Origin of the sequence: Lysinibacillus sp. JNUCC-52, from assembly GCF_015999545.1 — a bacterium.
In the GTDB taxonomy this organism is placed as follows: Bacteria; Bacillota; Bacilli; order Bacillales_A; family Planococcaceae; genus Lysinibacillus.
Map to the genome: position 1 here is coordinate 4,262,677 of NZ_CP065546.1, position 15,223 is coordinate 4,277,899.

14 protein-coding genes are annotated in these 15,223 nt (G+C 37.4%); 9 read left to right on the plus strand and 5 right to left on the minus strand.

What is annotated here, in order from left to right:
• Positions 1 to 843 precede the first annotated feature (843 nt).
• The 3 genes from JNUCC52_RS21095 (at position 844) to JNUCC52_RS21105 (ending at position 4,464) form a co-directional block, all read left to right on the plus strand.
• Positions 844 to 1,485: a helix-hairpin-helix domain-containing protein gene (locus JNUCC52_RS21095; RefSeq protein ID WP_337980743.1), complete on the plus strand. Its 642-nt coding sequence runs from the start codon at positions 844 to 846 to the stop codon at positions 1,483 to 1,485.
• Positions 1,486 to 1,606: 121 nt separating this feature from the next.
• A complete protein-coding gene (locus JNUCC52_RS21100; RefSeq protein ID WP_172772132.1) occupies positions 1,607 to 2,176 on the plus strand; it encodes a ComE operon protein 2 in 570 nt (189 codons plus the stop codon).
• A gap of 188 nt (positions 2,177 to 2,364) precedes the next feature.
• Positions 2,365 to 4,464: a DNA internalization-related competence protein ComEC/Rec2 gene (locus tag JNUCC52_RS21105; protein ID WP_337980744.1), complete on the plus strand. Its 2,100-nt coding sequence runs from the start codon at positions 2,365 to 2,367 to the stop codon at positions 4,462 to 4,464.
• Positions 4,465 to 4,496: 32 nt separating this feature from the next.
• Here JNUCC52_RS21105 and JNUCC52_RS21110 read toward each other — a convergent pair whose 3' ends face one another.
• Positions 4,497 to 4,634, minus strand: coding sequence for a YqzM family protein (locus tag JNUCC52_RS21110; RefSeq protein WP_172772131.1), 138 nt, complete (start codon positions 4,632 to 4,634; stop codon positions 4,497 to 4,499).
• A gap of 169 nt (positions 4,635 to 4,803) precedes the next feature.
• Here JNUCC52_RS21110 and holA point away from each other — a divergent pair, with 169 nt between their 5' ends.
• Together holA and JNUCC52_RS21120 are read left to right on the plus strand one after the other, a co-directional pair.
• The gene (gene holA / locus JNUCC52_RS21115) at positions 4,804 to 5,814 is read left to right on the plus strand and encodes a DNA polymerase III subunit delta (protein WP_172772130.1); all 1,011 of its coding nucleotides are present in this window, start codon (positions 4,804 to 4,806) and stop codon (positions 5,812 to 5,814) included.
• A 57-nt stretch (positions 5,815 to 5,871) separates the two neighbouring features.
• A complete protein-coding gene (locus JNUCC52_RS21120; protein ID WP_172772129.1) occupies positions 5,872 to 6,906 on the plus strand; it encodes an acyltransferase in 1,035 nt (344 codons plus the stop codon).
• A gap of 182 nt (positions 6,907 to 7,088) precedes the next feature.
• Here the strand turns inward: JNUCC52_RS21120 and rpsT are convergent, their stop codons facing one another.
• Entirely contained in the window at positions 7,089 to 7,337 is a 249-nt protein-coding gene (gene rpsT / locus JNUCC52_RS21125; RefSeq protein WP_172772128.1) for a 30S ribosomal protein S20, read from the minus strand.
• A gap of 163 nt (positions 7,338 to 7,500) precedes the next feature.
• On the opposite strand from rpsT, the gene gpr reads away from it, so the two are divergent.
• The 4 genes from gpr (at position 7,501) to lepA (ending at position 14,081) form a co-directional block, all read left to right on the plus strand.
• Positions 7,501 to 8,517, plus strand: a complete 1,017-nt coding sequence (gpr, locus tag JNUCC52_RS21130; RefSeq protein ID WP_172772127.1) for a GPR endopeptidase — start codon at positions 7,501 to 7,503, stop codon at positions 8,515 to 8,517.
• 51 nt (positions 8,518 to 8,568) lie between these two features.
• On the plus strand, positions 8,569 to 9,411 hold the full coding sequence (gene spoIIP, locus JNUCC52_RS21135; RefSeq protein ID WP_228134123.1) for a stage II sporulation protein P: 843 nt from the start codon (positions 8,569 to 8,571) through the stop codon (positions 9,409 to 9,411).
• A 580-nt stretch (positions 9,412 to 9,991) separates the two neighbouring features.
• The gene (locus JNUCC52_RS21140) at positions 9,992 to 11,872 is read left to right on the plus strand and encodes an acyltransferase family protein (protein WP_337980745.1); all 1,881 of its coding nucleotides are present in this window, start codon (positions 9,992 to 9,994) and stop codon (positions 11,870 to 11,872) included.
• A gap of 382 nt (positions 11,873 to 12,254) precedes the next feature.
• A complete protein-coding gene (gene lepA / locus JNUCC52_RS21145; RefSeq protein WP_172772124.1) occupies positions 12,255 to 14,081 on the plus strand; it encodes a translation elongation factor 4 in 1,827 nt (608 codons plus the stop codon).
• 104 nt (positions 14,082 to 14,185) lie between these two features.
• Here the strand turns inward: lepA and JNUCC52_RS23210 are convergent, their stop codons facing one another.
• The 3 genes from JNUCC52_RS23210 to JNUCC52_RS23215 are packed head-to-tail and all read right to left on the minus strand — an operon-like array spanning position 14,186 to position 15,030.
• The gene (locus JNUCC52_RS23210) at positions 14,186 to 14,401 is read right to left on the minus strand and encodes a tyrosine-type recombinase/integrase (protein WP_443136928.1); all 216 of its coding nucleotides are present in this window, start codon (positions 14,399 to 14,401) and stop codon (positions 14,186 to 14,188) included.
• Positions 14,370 to 14,759, minus strand: coding sequence for a site-specific integrase (locus tag JNUCC52_RS21150; RefSeq protein WP_337980746.1), 390 nt, complete (start codon positions 14,757 to 14,759; stop codon positions 14,370 to 14,372). The genes JNUCC52_RS23210 and JNUCC52_RS21150 overlap by 32 nt, the downstream gene beginning before the upstream one ends.
• Before the next feature lie 25 nt (positions 14,760 to 14,784).
• Complete coding sequence (locus JNUCC52_RS23215; protein WP_443136903.1) at positions 14,785 to 15,030, minus strand: N-terminal phage integrase SAM-like domain-containing protein; 246 nt, start codon at positions 15,028 to 15,030, stop codon at positions 14,785 to 14,787.
• Positions 15,031 to 15,223: the final 193 nt, after the last annotated feature.

Sequence of the window (15,223 nt, forward strand, 5' to 3'; positions counted from 1 at the left end):
GACGCCAAAAAGTTCGGTATTTTACCGAACTTTCAGCTTGTCGACAAAAGGGATTAAGAATAGAAATCTTAATCCCTTTTGTTATTTTTATTGTAAAGAATGGGTTCTTACTTTCGTCTTGCCATACTCTTCGAGCCTCCCCTTCCTATGAAGCTGTTTGCCATGTCCAAGCAGCAATTATAGTAGCCTTTTAGCAATACATATAAAGTTGATTGGAGCAGAGGTCGGGCGACTCCTGCGGGAAAGCACAGGATGTAAGACGCAAAAAACCGCGCACTAGCAAGGGTTGCGGCTTACGTTGTGCCCACGGAAAGCGACTGCTCGTAGTAGAAATCAAAGGTAGTAGACCTCTAAGTTTATTTAATGATTAACGCAGACGACTATCCTATATATTCATAAGTGCGATAATTGTACTGTATTTTAACTTTTTCCTTCGAAAGAGCGTGTTGACATTAGTTGATTGGAGCAAAGGTCGGGCGACTCCTGCGGGAAGGCACAGGACGTAAGACGCAACAAACCGCGTACTAGCGAGGGTTGCGGCTTACGATGTGCCCGCGGAAAGCGCCCGCCTGTAGCGGAAATCAACGGCAGTAGTCATCACCTATATTAGTTTTAAATAAAAAAGGACTATAGACAAATTCGAAAAACTTTGAGTTTATCTACAGTCTGAAAGTTCGGTATTTTTTCCGAACTTTTTTTATTAAATATAACTTTTGGAACATATAAGGCAACAACAATTCTCTTTTTGATTTATAGCATCAATTTACTGTTCAATATGAAATGGATAGTTTATCATGAAATGGACTCCATATGATTGCCTTTTGCAGCGAAAGGATGGTTTAATTGATCCAATCTTTATGGCAAAAGTATAAAAAGAGTATGTTGCTCCCTAGCATACTTGGTATCAGTGGACTTTGTTACTTCTTTTTTTCGAGTTTTGACTCTTCACCTCCCCAAGAAGAGCTCATCGAAACAATCCAACCGACAGAACAACTAGCATTAACAGAACCTGCCGAAGAAGAAGCGGTCTTACAGCAGGTGATGATTGATATAAAGGGTGCTGTATTGCATCCAGGTGTTTATACGCTAAACCCCGAACAACGTATTATCGACGCTGTACAGCTTGCTGGAGGGTATAGCGAGGATGCGGATCCAACGCTTATTAATCATGCCCAAAAGGTGCAAGATGAAATGGTGATTTATATACCTGTACAAGGTGAGCAGCTTGATGAAACGATGGCCAGTTTCCATTTTGCCAATTTAGCTGCTGAAAGTCACACGTCAACGAGTAATAAGGTGAATGTCAATAAAGCGGATAATACGGAACTGACAACATTAGCAGGTATTGGACCATCAAAGGCGCAAAGCATTATTGCGTATCGTGAGGAAAACGGAGGCTTTCAAACGATTGAGGATATAAAAAAAGTGACAGGTATCGGCGAAAAAACATTTGAAAAGCTGAAAGATTCCATTACTGTTAATTAATGAGTCAATATCGTGTGAAGTTGACGACTCTTTTCGAAAAGGGCTACACTATAGTAGAAAAGTGACTGGCGCAAAGATGCACAGTTCGTAATCAACGAAAGTAAATTTAGGAGGTAGTCATATGGAGCGTATTACTTGGGATCAATTTTTCATGGCACAAAGCCATTTACTCGCGTTACGTAGTACTTGTACAAGACTGGCAGTCGGAGCGACGGTCGTACGCGATAAGCGTATTATAGCAGGAGGATATAACGGCTCGATTACAGGTGATGAACATTGTATTGAAGAAGGTTGCTATGTCGTGGATAATCATTGTGTCCGTACAGTGCATGCAGAGATGAATGCCTTACTGCAATGCGCAAAGTACGGTACTCCGACAAAAGGAGCAGACCTTTATGTTACACATTTCCCTTGTCTTCCATGTACAAAATCAATTATTCAAGCAGGAATTGAACGTGTCTATTATGCAACGGACTATAAAAACAATTCATATGCGCAAGAATTATTTAAAAAAGCAGGCGTAGAGGTATTGCACGTACCTTTTGATGAACGCAAAATTGACTTTTTAAGAAATGAAAAATTGGCATTGTACATAGATATGCTTAATGAATTACGTGAAAGTGGCGTGCCTGCTGAAAAATTACTCCCTTATGAACAGAAGGTGAGTGCATTATTTGGCAAAATACAATAAAGCATAAATGGATTTATATAGCGCTTGCTGTACTTGTTGCCTCACTAGCGGCACACAAGTCAGCTTGGCTTTTAGCGAGTTTACTAATTATAGCAACTTGGCTTACTTTAAAAGGTGAAACATTCATCATCACAGCACTCGTAGTAGCTGCTGGACTTCTTTCCTTCTTCTTTATTACAAAGATACAATTGACGGAACCTTCCCCATTACCGTCAACTTTTCAATTAACATGGACGAGCGATTATAAAATTAATGGACAACGGCTAAGTGGATTTGCGAGGACAGATACAGGCGAAAAACTATATGTCACGTATACATTATCCTCAGAGCATGAAAAGCATTTTTATGAAAATACATTAATTACTGGCTTTACTTATATCGTTCAAGGAGAACTTGTAGCACCAAATCCACCAGCACATACTTACGCTTTTTCATTTGAGAAATACTTAGTAAGTAAGGGCGCAAGGGGGATATTTGAAGTGAAAAGCTGGACGTTGATGTCAGAAAATAAAACGATAGGCTCTGTTCTAGCAAATTATCGATTTCTTCTTAAAAAACATATTGAGACTACTTTCCCGCCATCATTAATAGCAGAGGCACAGTCGCTGCTTATTGGTTTACGAGATCATGTGGATGATGAGCTTCAACGAGCATACCAAAAGCTCGGCATTACGCATCTATTTGCAATCTCTGGCTTACATGTAGCACTTATATGTTGGTTGTTTTATGAGGGCCTTCTTCGTGTCGGTATTCGTAAAGAGATGGCCACAATTATTCTACTTATCATATTACCCACTTATGGTGTAGTAGCAGGTGGTGCTCCTTCAGTAATCCGAGCGGTGGCAGTTGTAGAAATAATAATGTTTATGCGACTAAAAGGGTGGTATATGGCAGTAGAAGATGCACTTGCCATCAGCTTTATTGGCTTTGTCTTACTAGAGCCAGGGGTTATTTTTCAGATTGGTTTTCAGCTATCCTATTTAGCAACGGCTAGTCTTATATATTCAAGCGTTATTTTGCAGAATAGACACTGGTTGACAAAAACATTTTTAATTACATTTGTATGCCAACTACTTGTTTATCCGCTATTGCTTTATCATTTTTATGAGCTATCGATATCTTCCTTTTTGGTAAACATTGTTTTTGTACCATTATTCTCGTTTGTTATTTTACCGATGAATATTTTATTGCTTATTGTCACATTTGTCTCTATGCCTTTAGCTAAGCTATTATTTCAAATATATGAGCCATTGCGTACTTGGCTAACAGAGGCAATTTTGTTTTTTCAAGCATTACCATTGCAACTATGGTCGCCTGGGAAACCAACAATATGGCTAGTTTGCATAGCGTTTATTAGCGTGCTTATTAGTTTATATTTGTTAGAAACAAAACATTATTTTAAAGTCGGCATTGTCCTCCTTGTTCCAGCTCTTTGTATACATTTTGCACCGATGCTCTATAAGGAAACGAAAATCACGTTTTTGAACGTAGGTCAAGGTGATTGTACAATCATTGAATTACCGTTTAGAAGGGCCGTATACGCGGTTGATACGGGAGGTGTACTTCGACTTAGGCAAGAGCCATGGAAGCTCTCAAACAGCCCCTATGAGGTTGGTAGACAGGTTGTTGTTCCGTTTCTCAAAGGTAAAGGTATTCGTGTTGTTGATATTTTGATTGTGACACATCCAGATGCTGACCATGTAGAAGGAGCCGAAGAAGTGCTTGAAGAGATACGGATGCGAGAGATTCATGTAACACCAGGCTCATTAAATACACCTGCCATGCAAGATTTATTAGCGGAAGCCACGAAACAAAAAGTACCTGTGAAGGAAAAAATGGAAGGTACTTCATGGCAAGTAGGTTCAACGCGTTTTCACTACTTATCCCCACACGATACACTTTATGAAGGCAATAACGATTCCATTGTGTTATTTATACAGCAAGGGTCCTTTCGAGCATTGTTAACAGGTGATTTAGAAGAACCTGGAGAACGCCAGCTGATAAAGCTATATGGCCACCAATTAGCAAATATGACGCTGTTAAAGGCAGGCCATCATGGTAGTAAAACATCAAGTATTGAGCCATTTGTAGAGCTTCTTCGGCCAGCATTAACCGTTTTTAGTGCAGGGCGTAATAATCGCTACCATCATCCTCATGATATTGTAGTCGAGCGCTTTAGGATGCGGCAATTAGCGACGAAAACGACAAGCATTGATGGGACAATTGAAGTGTTAGTTCATGGTGGAAAATGGATTGTTCGTACAGAAAAAGACCTTGTCCGAAAGTGAACAAGGTCTTTTTCATTGGTATAAGAGGTAGATTACATGCTTGCGTAGTCTACTATTACTGCGATGATGAACATAATAGTGAAGACCCCAAATGATACGCCGAAACCAACGCCTGAATCGATAGCATCGTTACGTCTGCATTGTATATTATTACCTTCAAATGGATTCATTGTCATCCCTCCAATTCTGTTACTAATTATAAGACATCGTTTTCATAAAAGCTATATCGAAAAGATGAATTACCAACTGTGGCAAGGAATGGACACAATTTAGCTCGAAGTCACAATCGAAACTAAATCATGTATACTAGTAGTATTGCTATATGGAGGTAAAAATATTATGATTTCAACGGTTTGGAACAAAATAAAAAAAGGTGAGCTTGCACCAGTGTATTTGATTATTGGTGAAGAAAGCTATTTTATAGATGAAACTGTAAAACGTTTAAAAGAAGCACTTGGTACGGAAGAAGAAATTGAAATGAGCACTTTTGATTTGGAAGAGTTGCCTGTGGATGTCGTTATAGATGAAGCGGATACAGTCCCATTTTTTTCAGAACGAAAGCTTGTCATTGCTAAAAATGCCTCGTTTTTAAAGGCAACTGAAAAAGGGAAGGAAAAAATTGATCATGATGTTAAACGTTTAGAGTCATGGCTAGCAAATCCTTCAGATTTTTCGGTGACGGTTTTTATTGCTCCATATGAAAAGCTGGATGAACGAAAAAAAGTGACAAAAATGATGAAAGAACATGCGTTTATCGTCCAAGCGGAAACACCGAAAGAACAAGATTTAGCTGTGTGGATTCAAGGGCTTGTAACATCGCAAGGCAATACAATTACTCAAAGTGCTATTGAGCAGCTTGTCTCAATGGTTGGATCGAATATGCTCCAACTGCAGATGGAAATAGAAAAACTGGCATTATATGTTGGCGACGGTGGAGAAATTACAACGATGCTAGTGGAGGATTTAGTAGCGAAAACACTAGAACAAGATGCTTTTAAAATGTTAAATGCTTATTTAGCACATGACCCTGTTGCAGCATTGTCAATTTACCATGATTTATTGCGACAAAAACAAGAGCCGATTATGCTTGTTGGACTTCTTGCCTCTAATGTGCGAACGATGTCGAATGTTTTTTACTTGCTGAAAAAAGGCTACCATCCACAGCAAATTGCAAAAAATTTAAAAATCCACCCTTATCGTGTAAAGTTAATGGTCGAGCAACGCAATCGTCCATCCGAAGAGAGTTTATTGAAAGCTTTGTATCAATTGGCAGAGGTTGATTTAAAGCTAAAAACAGCTGGAGGAAACCGCGAGCGTTATTTAGAACTATTTTTACTGCGCCGACTGTAAAAAATATTAACTTGTTGGGCATGAATGGTTGTATAATGTCGTGGGGGGTTTTTGAACGTGCAAACACGAATTCAGTACATGGATAGCCTACGTGCCATAGCTATTATAGGTGTATTACTTTTACATGCTGCGACTCCTTATGTCGTACTTTATGACAAAATAGATGGTTTTGATTGGCAAACGGGCATTGTGTTCAATGCTTTGTCACGATGGTGTGTACCCATTTTTTTAATGATTAGTGGGGCACTTTTACTTGGACGAAAGGAAGAATCTTTGAGTACCTTTTTTAAAAAGCGTGCCAATAAAATTTTACTACCTTTCGTAGCTTGGTCGATTATTTATTATGTATGGGCAACATATATGTGGAATCCAGGGTATTCGGTAAAAGAATTTCTAATCATGTTCTTTAATGACCAGATATACTATCATTTGTGGTATTTTTATGCGCTTATCGGTATTTATCTACTAGCGCCAATATTTAATATTTTTGTTAATCATGCCTCCAAACAAGTGATAGGCTATGTGGTTGTTCTATGGATATTATTTTATGGGGTATTCCGATATTATTCCTATATTGTGAGTAATGAATTTACATTGTTTTTCCCTTTAAGTGAGTACATCGGCTTCTTTTTACTAGGCTACTATTTAGCAAAATTTGAGCTATCAAAAAAATGGCGTGTTGGAATTTACATGTTAGGGATTATTGGAGCACTTGAAACGATTTGGCGGACAATTGTCTTGTCTGAGCAGCAAGGGCAATTTTCAGGCTATGCATTTTCGTATTCAAGCCTTAATGTTATTGCGATGAGTATTGCACTTTTTGTTTTTGTGAAATATTGGGTCAATCGAAAAGTAGCACAAGGAAGCTATGAAACAAGTGGGATTGTCAAGCTAATTGGACAAACAAGCTTTGGTGTTTACTTAGTGCATGCGATGATTTTAGATAAGGTCCGTCCGCATTTTTTTGAAGGCAATGAGCTCTTTGTAAAGCCACTTATGGCGATTCCGTTACAAGTAGTCATTATTTTAGTACTTTCTACAATAATTGTGTGGATAATACAGAAAATACCTTTGTTGAAAAAACTAATTTAGTTTAAAAAACGGAAAAACTATATATTAAAATCCGCTTTGCTTTTTGATAGGTAAGTAAGATACGAATGTGTTATCACTTTCCCCTTTAGCTGCAAGGCGGATTTTTTATATATTGCTGAAAAACATAAAGAAATGAAAAAAGACCAGTTACTCCTAAGAGTAAACTGATCCTTAATAAACACTTACGCTTTTTTAGCTAGGCGAGACTTTTTACGAGCCGCCGCGTTTTTGTGGATAAGTCCTTTTGAAGCTGCTTTATCTAAAGATTTGTAAGCTGCTTGTAAAAGTTCTTGTGCGTTTTCAGCGTTTGCAGCAACAGCGTTTTCAGCTTTTTTCACTGTAGTACGCATTGCAGATTTAGCTTGAGTGTTAGCAGCGTTAGCTTTTTCGTTCACTTTTACGCGTTTAATCGCAGATTTAATGTTTGGCATATCTTTCACCTCCTAAAATAGGTACGAGATGATATCTTCTCATTGATTTCTTGTGTCAATACAACAAAAATCATTTTAACAAACGCTAGGCTAAATTGCAATAGATAAATGCAAAGAATATTTACTTGACAGTTTGAACAAACTACAATTTGAGGTGAACTGAATGCAAAACTTAAATTGGCAGCGTACTGATTTAATTGATGAATCTGAAGAGGTAGTATTGCATCAAACGAAAGAACAAAAAGATACACTTAAACAATCAAGTGGGGTTCAAATCGAAGACAAAACTGCTGGGCGTGTGAAAATTACCGATGTACAAGTAAATGCGGAGGGTGGAAAACAAATAGGCAAAAAGGAAGGGAAATATATAACCCTTTCCGTCCCAACGCTTACATTAGAGGATGAAGATGGATTCGACCAGCTTGAGAAAGAATTGCTAGCAAATTTTAAAACATTGCATGAGTCAATTTCCTGGAAGGAAGATGACAAAATATTAATTATAGGTCTTGGAAATAGAACGATTACGCCAGATGCTATTGGACCTTATGTGATCGATCATTTGCATAGTTTAGATCATATCGATGACAAATTTGTCATGTATGCACCTGGGGTAACAGGACAAACAGGTTATGAAACAGGTGAATTTGTAGCAGCATTGGCAGAGCGGCTACAGCCCAAATTAATAATTGTAGTAGATGCACTCGCAACAAGAGCGAGCGATCGATTATGTAAAACAATTCAGCTTACTGATACAGGGATCCATCCTGGCTCGGGTGTCGGCAATCAGCGCAAGGAAATTTCCTATGAGATGCTCGGTATCCCAGTTACTGCAATTGGAATTCCAACTGTCGTTGACGCGCCCGTATTAATTGCGGATGCAGTAGAGGTGATGCTACGTTCTATTGCGGCTCGTGTTGCAGAACGCGGAAAGCCTTCATCTAAATTATCCTTATCTTCTTGGCGCCCAGATATTAATAAGGAACTTGATATGTCGCTTGTGACCCCGATTTTTGGTGAATGGGCAACATGGACAAAAGAGGAACGTCAACAGCTTTTTGAAGAGACATTTGCCGCTTCCCATTCACAGTTAATGGTTACACCAAAAGAAGCAGATTATTGGATAGATAAGTATGCAACAATCATTTCAACTATGCTTATGAATTGGGCAAACGATCTATAAAATCATCGTTCTAAAAGACACATCCCCTCCATACGATATTGGGAGGAGGGTGTGACTTTGCTAAAAAAACTACAATGGTCAATTGGTCTATTATTGTTCTTTTTCGTATTACCAGTCATTGCTGGGCAACTTCCGTTCAACAAGCAAGCATCGACTCCGATCAAGCAACCAGAGGATAAACAAGTCGTGTTTGCCGCTACAAATTTGCCTGAACAAACAGCACTAGAGTTGACGAAAGAGCAGACGAAAGAACAGGATCCTTTTAAAGTATTATTGTTATTTACGCATTCACAAGAAGCCTATCAACCAATGGTGAAAGCGGTAAGCGGGAAAGCAGACTTTTATGATGAAAAGACAAATATTTTTAATTTACAAGGAGCTATTTCCAAGCATTTTAGCATGAACGGTATACAGACAGATGTATTAGATGTAGATGTCATGAAGGTAATGAAATCTGAAGGTAAAACCTTTCCACAAGCTTACAACACAGTACGTCCATATTTAGCCAATCGTTTACAGGAACAATCCTATGATTTAGTGATTGATTTACACCGAGATTCCGCTAAACGAGATGCGACAACGATTACACACAACAATGAAAGTTACGCACGCATTGCCATTGTTGTGGGGGCGGAACATAAAAACTACCGATGGAATACTGCTTATGCTGAAACTCTCTCTGTTGCTATGAATGAGATGGTGCCAAAAGTATCAAGAGGAGTTATCTCTAAAAGTGGTGACAATGTAGATGGTCGTTACAATCAAGATTTAGCCAAGGAAATGATTTTAATTGAATTAGGTGGAATTGATAATACGGAAGAAGAATTAAATCGTACCATTGCTGTTATTGGGAAAGCAATTGCGAAAAGCTTTGTAACTGAATCCAAAAGTTAAAAACTAGCTTTTATTATCTCTATAAAAAATTTTCGGAATCGCTAGTTTTAATAAAATACGCATATCTATGCGATAGCTTTATTGGTGTCCACGATTATAAAAATGAGTTGTAGTAAGACCTATAAGGAAATAAATGGTGAACAGAAGTACCTTTTGAAAAAATTACCTAAAAATTTTTGTTTCAGAGGTCTTTCAATTGTTTTTCCGTTGCATTATACTTTTCAAGTCAGCTCATACGCCTTATTGAATCGGGCGATTTTCGATGGTGTACATCAATGGAAAAAACCGCTTCAAAAGCATCTACCATTATGGGCAGATGCTTTTTTTCGTTGGTTAATATTACAAATTTTAATTAAGAAGTTAAGTATTTGATACATATAGGTATTTATAAAATCATGGAGCTAAAAAATCTCAGCGAAAATTTTTTGTTTTAGAAAATGGTTAACCTTTTTAGGTAGCTCATACGTCTTTAATAATAGGTAATGGAAATGAAAGTAAAGGGGCAGAGGCTAGGCGTAATACAAACTATTTTTATAACTAAATAATGTTAATGGTTTTACATTTTATTGGAGGAAACAGTATGTTAGGCAAGTCATTGAATCATCGTTACATCCCTGGATTAGATGGGATTAGAGCATTAGCAGTATTAGCTGTAATTGCTTATCATTTTAACTTTCGATGGGCCAGTGGAGGATTCCTCGGAGTTGATATATTTTTTGTATTATCAGGTTACTTAATTACCTCAACAATTTTACCGATGCAAGGGGAGCAAATAACAATTAATTTGCGTAAATTTTGGATTGGACGCTTTAGACGCCTAGTTCCAGCTGCGTATGTCATGATAATGACTACCTTTGTGTGGGTCATGTTATTTCATAAAGAGCTACTTAATACGTTACGAGGAGATGCTCTTTCCTCCATTTTTTATTCGAGTAATTGGTGGTTTATTTATCACAAACTATCTTATTTTGATAGTTTTGGGTCGCCTTCTCCTTTGAAAAATTTATGGTCGTTAGCGATTGAGGAACAATTTTATGTTATTTGGCCAATTGTATTAATCATTGGATTGTCTATTGTGAAAAAACAAAGCAAATTTTCTAACATTATTTTTATTGGAGCAATTTGTTCAGCAATCCTTATGGCTATCTTATTTCAGCCTGGAGCTGATCCTAGTCGCATTTATTTTGGAACAGATACTCGTTCATTTGAATTACTAATCGGTTGTTGGTTAGCCTTCGTTTGGCCGATGAAAAGACTTTCTACTAAAAAGCTTTCTACAAAGCATGTTTATGAGCTCAATAGTATCGGTGTAATTACCTTTATAATTTTTATTGTAAGTATTTTATTTGTAGATGAATACCAAGCATTTTTATACAGAGGTGGTATGTTCCTATTTTGTATGAATGCTGCGCTATTAATTGCCTGTGTTTGTCATCCAGCTAGTTTCTTAGGAAAACTACTCTCATGGAAACCACTTTGCTGGATTGGTTCTCGATCATATGGAATTTATTTATGGCATTACCCAATAATAGTGCTAAGTACTCCTGTTCATGAAATAGGCAATCCAGTTTATTGGCGTGTCGCTTTACAGCTAGTGTTTATATTAATCGTCGCAGAATTGTCGTATCGTTTTATTGAAATGCCGATTCGTAAACAAGGATTCCGAACATACTTCCGACAATATTTAGTTATCAATCCAAGCAAGTGGCACAATTTTTCAATTGCAAGAAAGATAGCAACTGCTATTATTCCGCTATTTATATTAGTATTTTTTACAGGTATGACAGGGGTAGTAGGGGAAGCACAACACGACTCTAAGGAGAATTACCCTACAAATATTAAAATAAATGGTGAAGAACATTCTATTAAAGATTCGGCTCAACAAAATAAGACTGATGAAGAAGTAGGACCGTCAGTGGAAAAAAATGACGATACATCTCAAACAGAACAAGATGAGCCGATTGAAAATCCTATAAAAAAACCGTATAAGGAACTATTAGCAATCGGGGATTCAGTCATGATTGATATTGCAACGCGTTTACATACGCTCTACCCTAACATTACAATCGATGGAAAAATAGGGAGACAAGTTTCACAAGCAGTAAAATTGGTTCCTAGTTACACTCGCTTCAATCAACAAGAAAAAGCGGTCATTATTCAATTAGGCACAAATGGCTATTTTACAAATGACCAGATTGACACGCTACTCGGAGCGTTCTCGCAAGCTCAAATTTACCTAGTGAATACACGTGTACCCCGTCCATGGGAAACAAAAGTAAATAATGCTTTAGCAACTAAAGCACATGAGTATAACAATATTACGTTAATTGATTGGCATTCAACAGCGCTTAACCATCCAGAGTATTTTGCTCCAGATGGCGTCCATTTAGAACCAAAAGGGGTAGAAGCGCTATGTAACCTTATTCAACAAGCGATCGATGCGCATCAGAAAGAAGTATAATGATTCAGCCCATAGACACCATATTCTCACTTCAATGTAGAAGTTCATGAAAATACAAAGAGACCAGCTGCTTATAGTTAAGCAGCTGGTCTCTCTTTTAATTTAGATATAGGATAAGGAATTTAAAAATACTAATTTAATGCAATAATACCATTTTTTATTAAGATTATACACACACTCGCCATATTTATGCTGTTCCTTCTAGAAAGCTATATTTAGCTTAAGTGCCCTAATTAGGTGCTATTTTTTGCATTGAAATGCAGAAGATAAGAAACATAAATAAGAGTAACCATTGATTTAACAGCATTTATGCCGTTCTAATGTTGTGGTTTGTATATGGTTCATAGTATAATTCATTATAGTTTAATTAGGAGTGGAAGAGATGAACCGAGAAGCACGATTAAAAAGACAAGAGAATATTCGAAATTTCTCTATTATTGCACATATTGACCACGGGAAATCAACGCTTGCTGACCGTATTTTAGAGCAAACGAAATCACTGACATCCCGTGAAATGAAAGCACAGCTACTCGACTCAATGGATTTAGAGCGTGAGCGAGGCATAACAATTAAGTTAAATGCAGTCCAATTAAAATATGAAGCTAAAGATGGCGAAGTGTATACATTCCATTTAATCGACACACCTGGACATGTCGATTTCACATATGAAGTATCACGTAGTTTAGCTGCTTGTGAGGGCGCTATTTTAGTTGTGGATGCAGCACAAGGCATTGAAGCGCAAACGCTGGCTAACGTTTACCTAGCACTTGATAACGACCTTGAAATACTACCAGTTATCAATAAAATTGACTTACCTGCGGCAGATCCAGAGCGTGTTCGTCAAGAAGTTGAAGATGTCATTGGTTTAGATGCATCTGAAGCGGTATTAGCGTCTGCAAAAGCTGGTATTGGAATTGAAGATATTTTAGAGCAAATTGTTGAAAAGGTTCCTGCACCAACAGGTGATCCAGAGGCACCGTTACAAGCACTTATTTTTGACTCTGTATACGATGCCTATAAAGGTGTTATTATCTCTATTCGTATTATGAATGGTACTGTTAAACCAGGTGATAAAATTCGCATGATGGCGACAGGCGCAGAATTTGATGTTATTGAAGTCGGCGTACATACTCCGAAAAGTGTACCGCAAAGTGAATTAACGGTTGGTGATGTTGGTTACTTAACAGCGTCAATTAAAAATGTAGGTGATACGCGCGTAGGGGATACTGTAACATTTGCGAGTCGCCCAGCAGCTGAGCCATTAGCGGGTTATCGTCGTTTAAATCCAATGGTGTACTGTGGATTATATCCAATCGATACAGCTAAGTATAATGACTTACGTGATGCCTTAGAAAAATTAGAGTTAAATGACTCAGCATTGCAGTATGAGCCTGAAACGTCACAAGCGTTAGGTTTCGGTTTCCGTTGTGGTTTCTTAGGACTTCTTCATATGGAAATCATTCAAGAACGTATTGAACGTGAATTTAACATCGATTTAATTACAACAGCACCATCTGTTATTTACGAAGTGCATATGACAGATGGTACGTCCATTAAAGTCGACAACCCATCATTTATGCCTGACCCACAAAAGATCGATCGTGTTGAAGAGCCATATGTGAAAGCAACGATTATGGTACCGAATGATTACGTTGGGGCGGTTATGGAACTTTGCCAAATGAAACGTGGTAATTTCATGACAATGGACTATATTGATACATCACGTGTCAGCATTATTTATGAAATGCCATTAGCTGAAATTGTCTATGACTTTTTCGATTATTTAAAATCAAATACAAAAGGCTATGCATCATTTGACTATGAGCTAATCGGTTACCAGCCTTCAAAACTAGTGAAGATGGATATCCTACTAAATGCTGAGCAAGTCGATGCACTAAGCTTTATCGTTCACCGCGACTTCGCTTATGAACGTGGCAAAATTATCGTAGAAAAACTAAAAGAATTAATTCCACGTCAACAATTCGAAGTACCGATTCAAGCCGCAGTTGGACAAAAAATTGTCGCGCGTTCAACAATTAAAGCGATGCGTAAAAACGTATTAGCGAAATGTTACGGCGGAGATATTTCCCGTAAACGTAAACTTCTTGATAAACAAAAAGAAGGTAAAAAACGTATGAAACAAGTCGGCTCCGTCGAAGTACCACAAGAAGCGTTCATGGCTGTACTGAAGATGGATGATTCGAAGTAATTCAGTAGTAGTAAGAGTTTGTAACGTATTTTGATAAATTATTATAGGGTTAAATGGTGGGGCTCCCCACCAATTCCCCACCATAAAAAAATATGTTAGTAATTTTATATATCTTGAGCAAATGAATCAAAGATGTTCGTGGCATCTCTGGCCATTTTCTCAGTGAGGTGGACATAGCGATCTTCTGTTACGGCAGCTCGACTATGTCCTAATCTTTTTTGTACAGTTTTAACAGGAGTACCATTCTCGATTAAAGTCGTAGCATGTGTAGGGCGTAGAGAATGATAATTAAAAGTAATATTTAATTTTTCTAGTGTTATATTTGATTACACTTGGTGTACAATGTTCACCACTTTCTTTTTGCACTTCTGCATTACCAAAAGGAATCGTACGATAACCAGCCTTTGATTTAGGAGGTCTAGGTTGCCATTGAATTTTTCCGTTTTCATCTTTAATACCAACCAGTTGTTGCTCAACTTCCAGTGTCATTTCTTCGAAATTTATATGTTTCCATTCAAGACCACAAACTTCTCCAACACGTAATCCACAATGCAAGCCAATATGAAATGGTAGATAAAAAGGATGATCTTCATTTATTGTGCTATTAATGCCTCTTAAGTTTTCTTTCGATTGGATTTTTAACTCTTCACGAGTAGGTTTTCTATTTTTGTCTCTCATTAATTCCACATAATGCATTTGGTTTTTATTTGATGTATTTATACGGATATACAGCATGATTTAAGGACTTACTAAGGATACCCACGATAATGCTCAAAGTTTGACGAGCGTAACCCTCACGCGATTTTAGATTAATAAACTGTTGCAATACATGGGGAGTCAATGATTTCACTTTATACTTACCCAAATGAGGTATTATGTGAATTCTAATCGTCGACTCGTAATTATAATACGTATTGGGCTCTAATTTGAGCTCAACATATTCATGCATCCTTTCTATAACTGGCTAAAGGAAAGAGATAGCCTTTCACAATCAAATTAGTAATAAACCATTTATTTTAGAGAATTGGGTAGAATGGTAGATGGATGAAATAATGTAATGGAAAAACACTCTACTTTTGTTGGATTTTTAACATTCGTTGCTAGAATATTAGATTACTAGTATATAATACTGAGAGATTATT

Excerpts from the sequence above, each read along its gene's own strand:
- JNUCC52_RS23215 (WP_443136903.1), bottom strand. The coding sequence starts at position 15,030 with ATGCATGAATATGTTGAGCTCAAATTAGAGCCCAATACGTATTATAAT.
- JNUCC52_RS21140 (WP_337980745.1), top strand. The coding sequence starts at position 9,992 with ATGTTAGGCAAGTCATTGAATCATCGTTACATCCCTGGATTAGATGGG.
- JNUCC52_RS21150 (WP_337980746.1), bottom strand. The coding sequence starts at position 14,759 with ATGAGAGACAAAAATAGAAAACCTACTCGTGAAGAGTTAAAAATCCAA.
- JNUCC52_RS21110 (WP_172772131.1), bottom strand. The coding sequence starts at position 4,634 with ATGAATCCATTTGAAGGTAATAATATACAATGCAGACGTAACGATGCT.
- JNUCC52_RS21100 (WP_172772132.1), top strand. The coding sequence starts at position 1,607 with ATGGAGCGTATTACTTGGGATCAATTTTTCATGGCACAAAGCCATTTA.
- lepA (WP_172772124.1), top strand. The coding sequence starts at position 12,255 with ATGAACCGAGAAGCACGATTAAAAAGACAAGAGAATATTCGAAATTTC.
- holA (WP_172772130.1), top strand. The coding sequence starts at position 4,804 with ATGATTTCAACGGTTTGGAACAAAATAAAAAAAGGTGAGCTTGCACCA.
- rpsT (WP_172772128.1), bottom strand. The coding sequence starts at position 7,337 with ATGCCAAACATTAAATCTGCGATTAAACGCGTAAAAGTGAACGAAAAA.
- gpr (WP_172772127.1), top strand. The coding sequence starts at position 7,501 with ATGCAAAACTTAAATTGGCAGCGTACTGATTTAATTGATGAATCTGAA.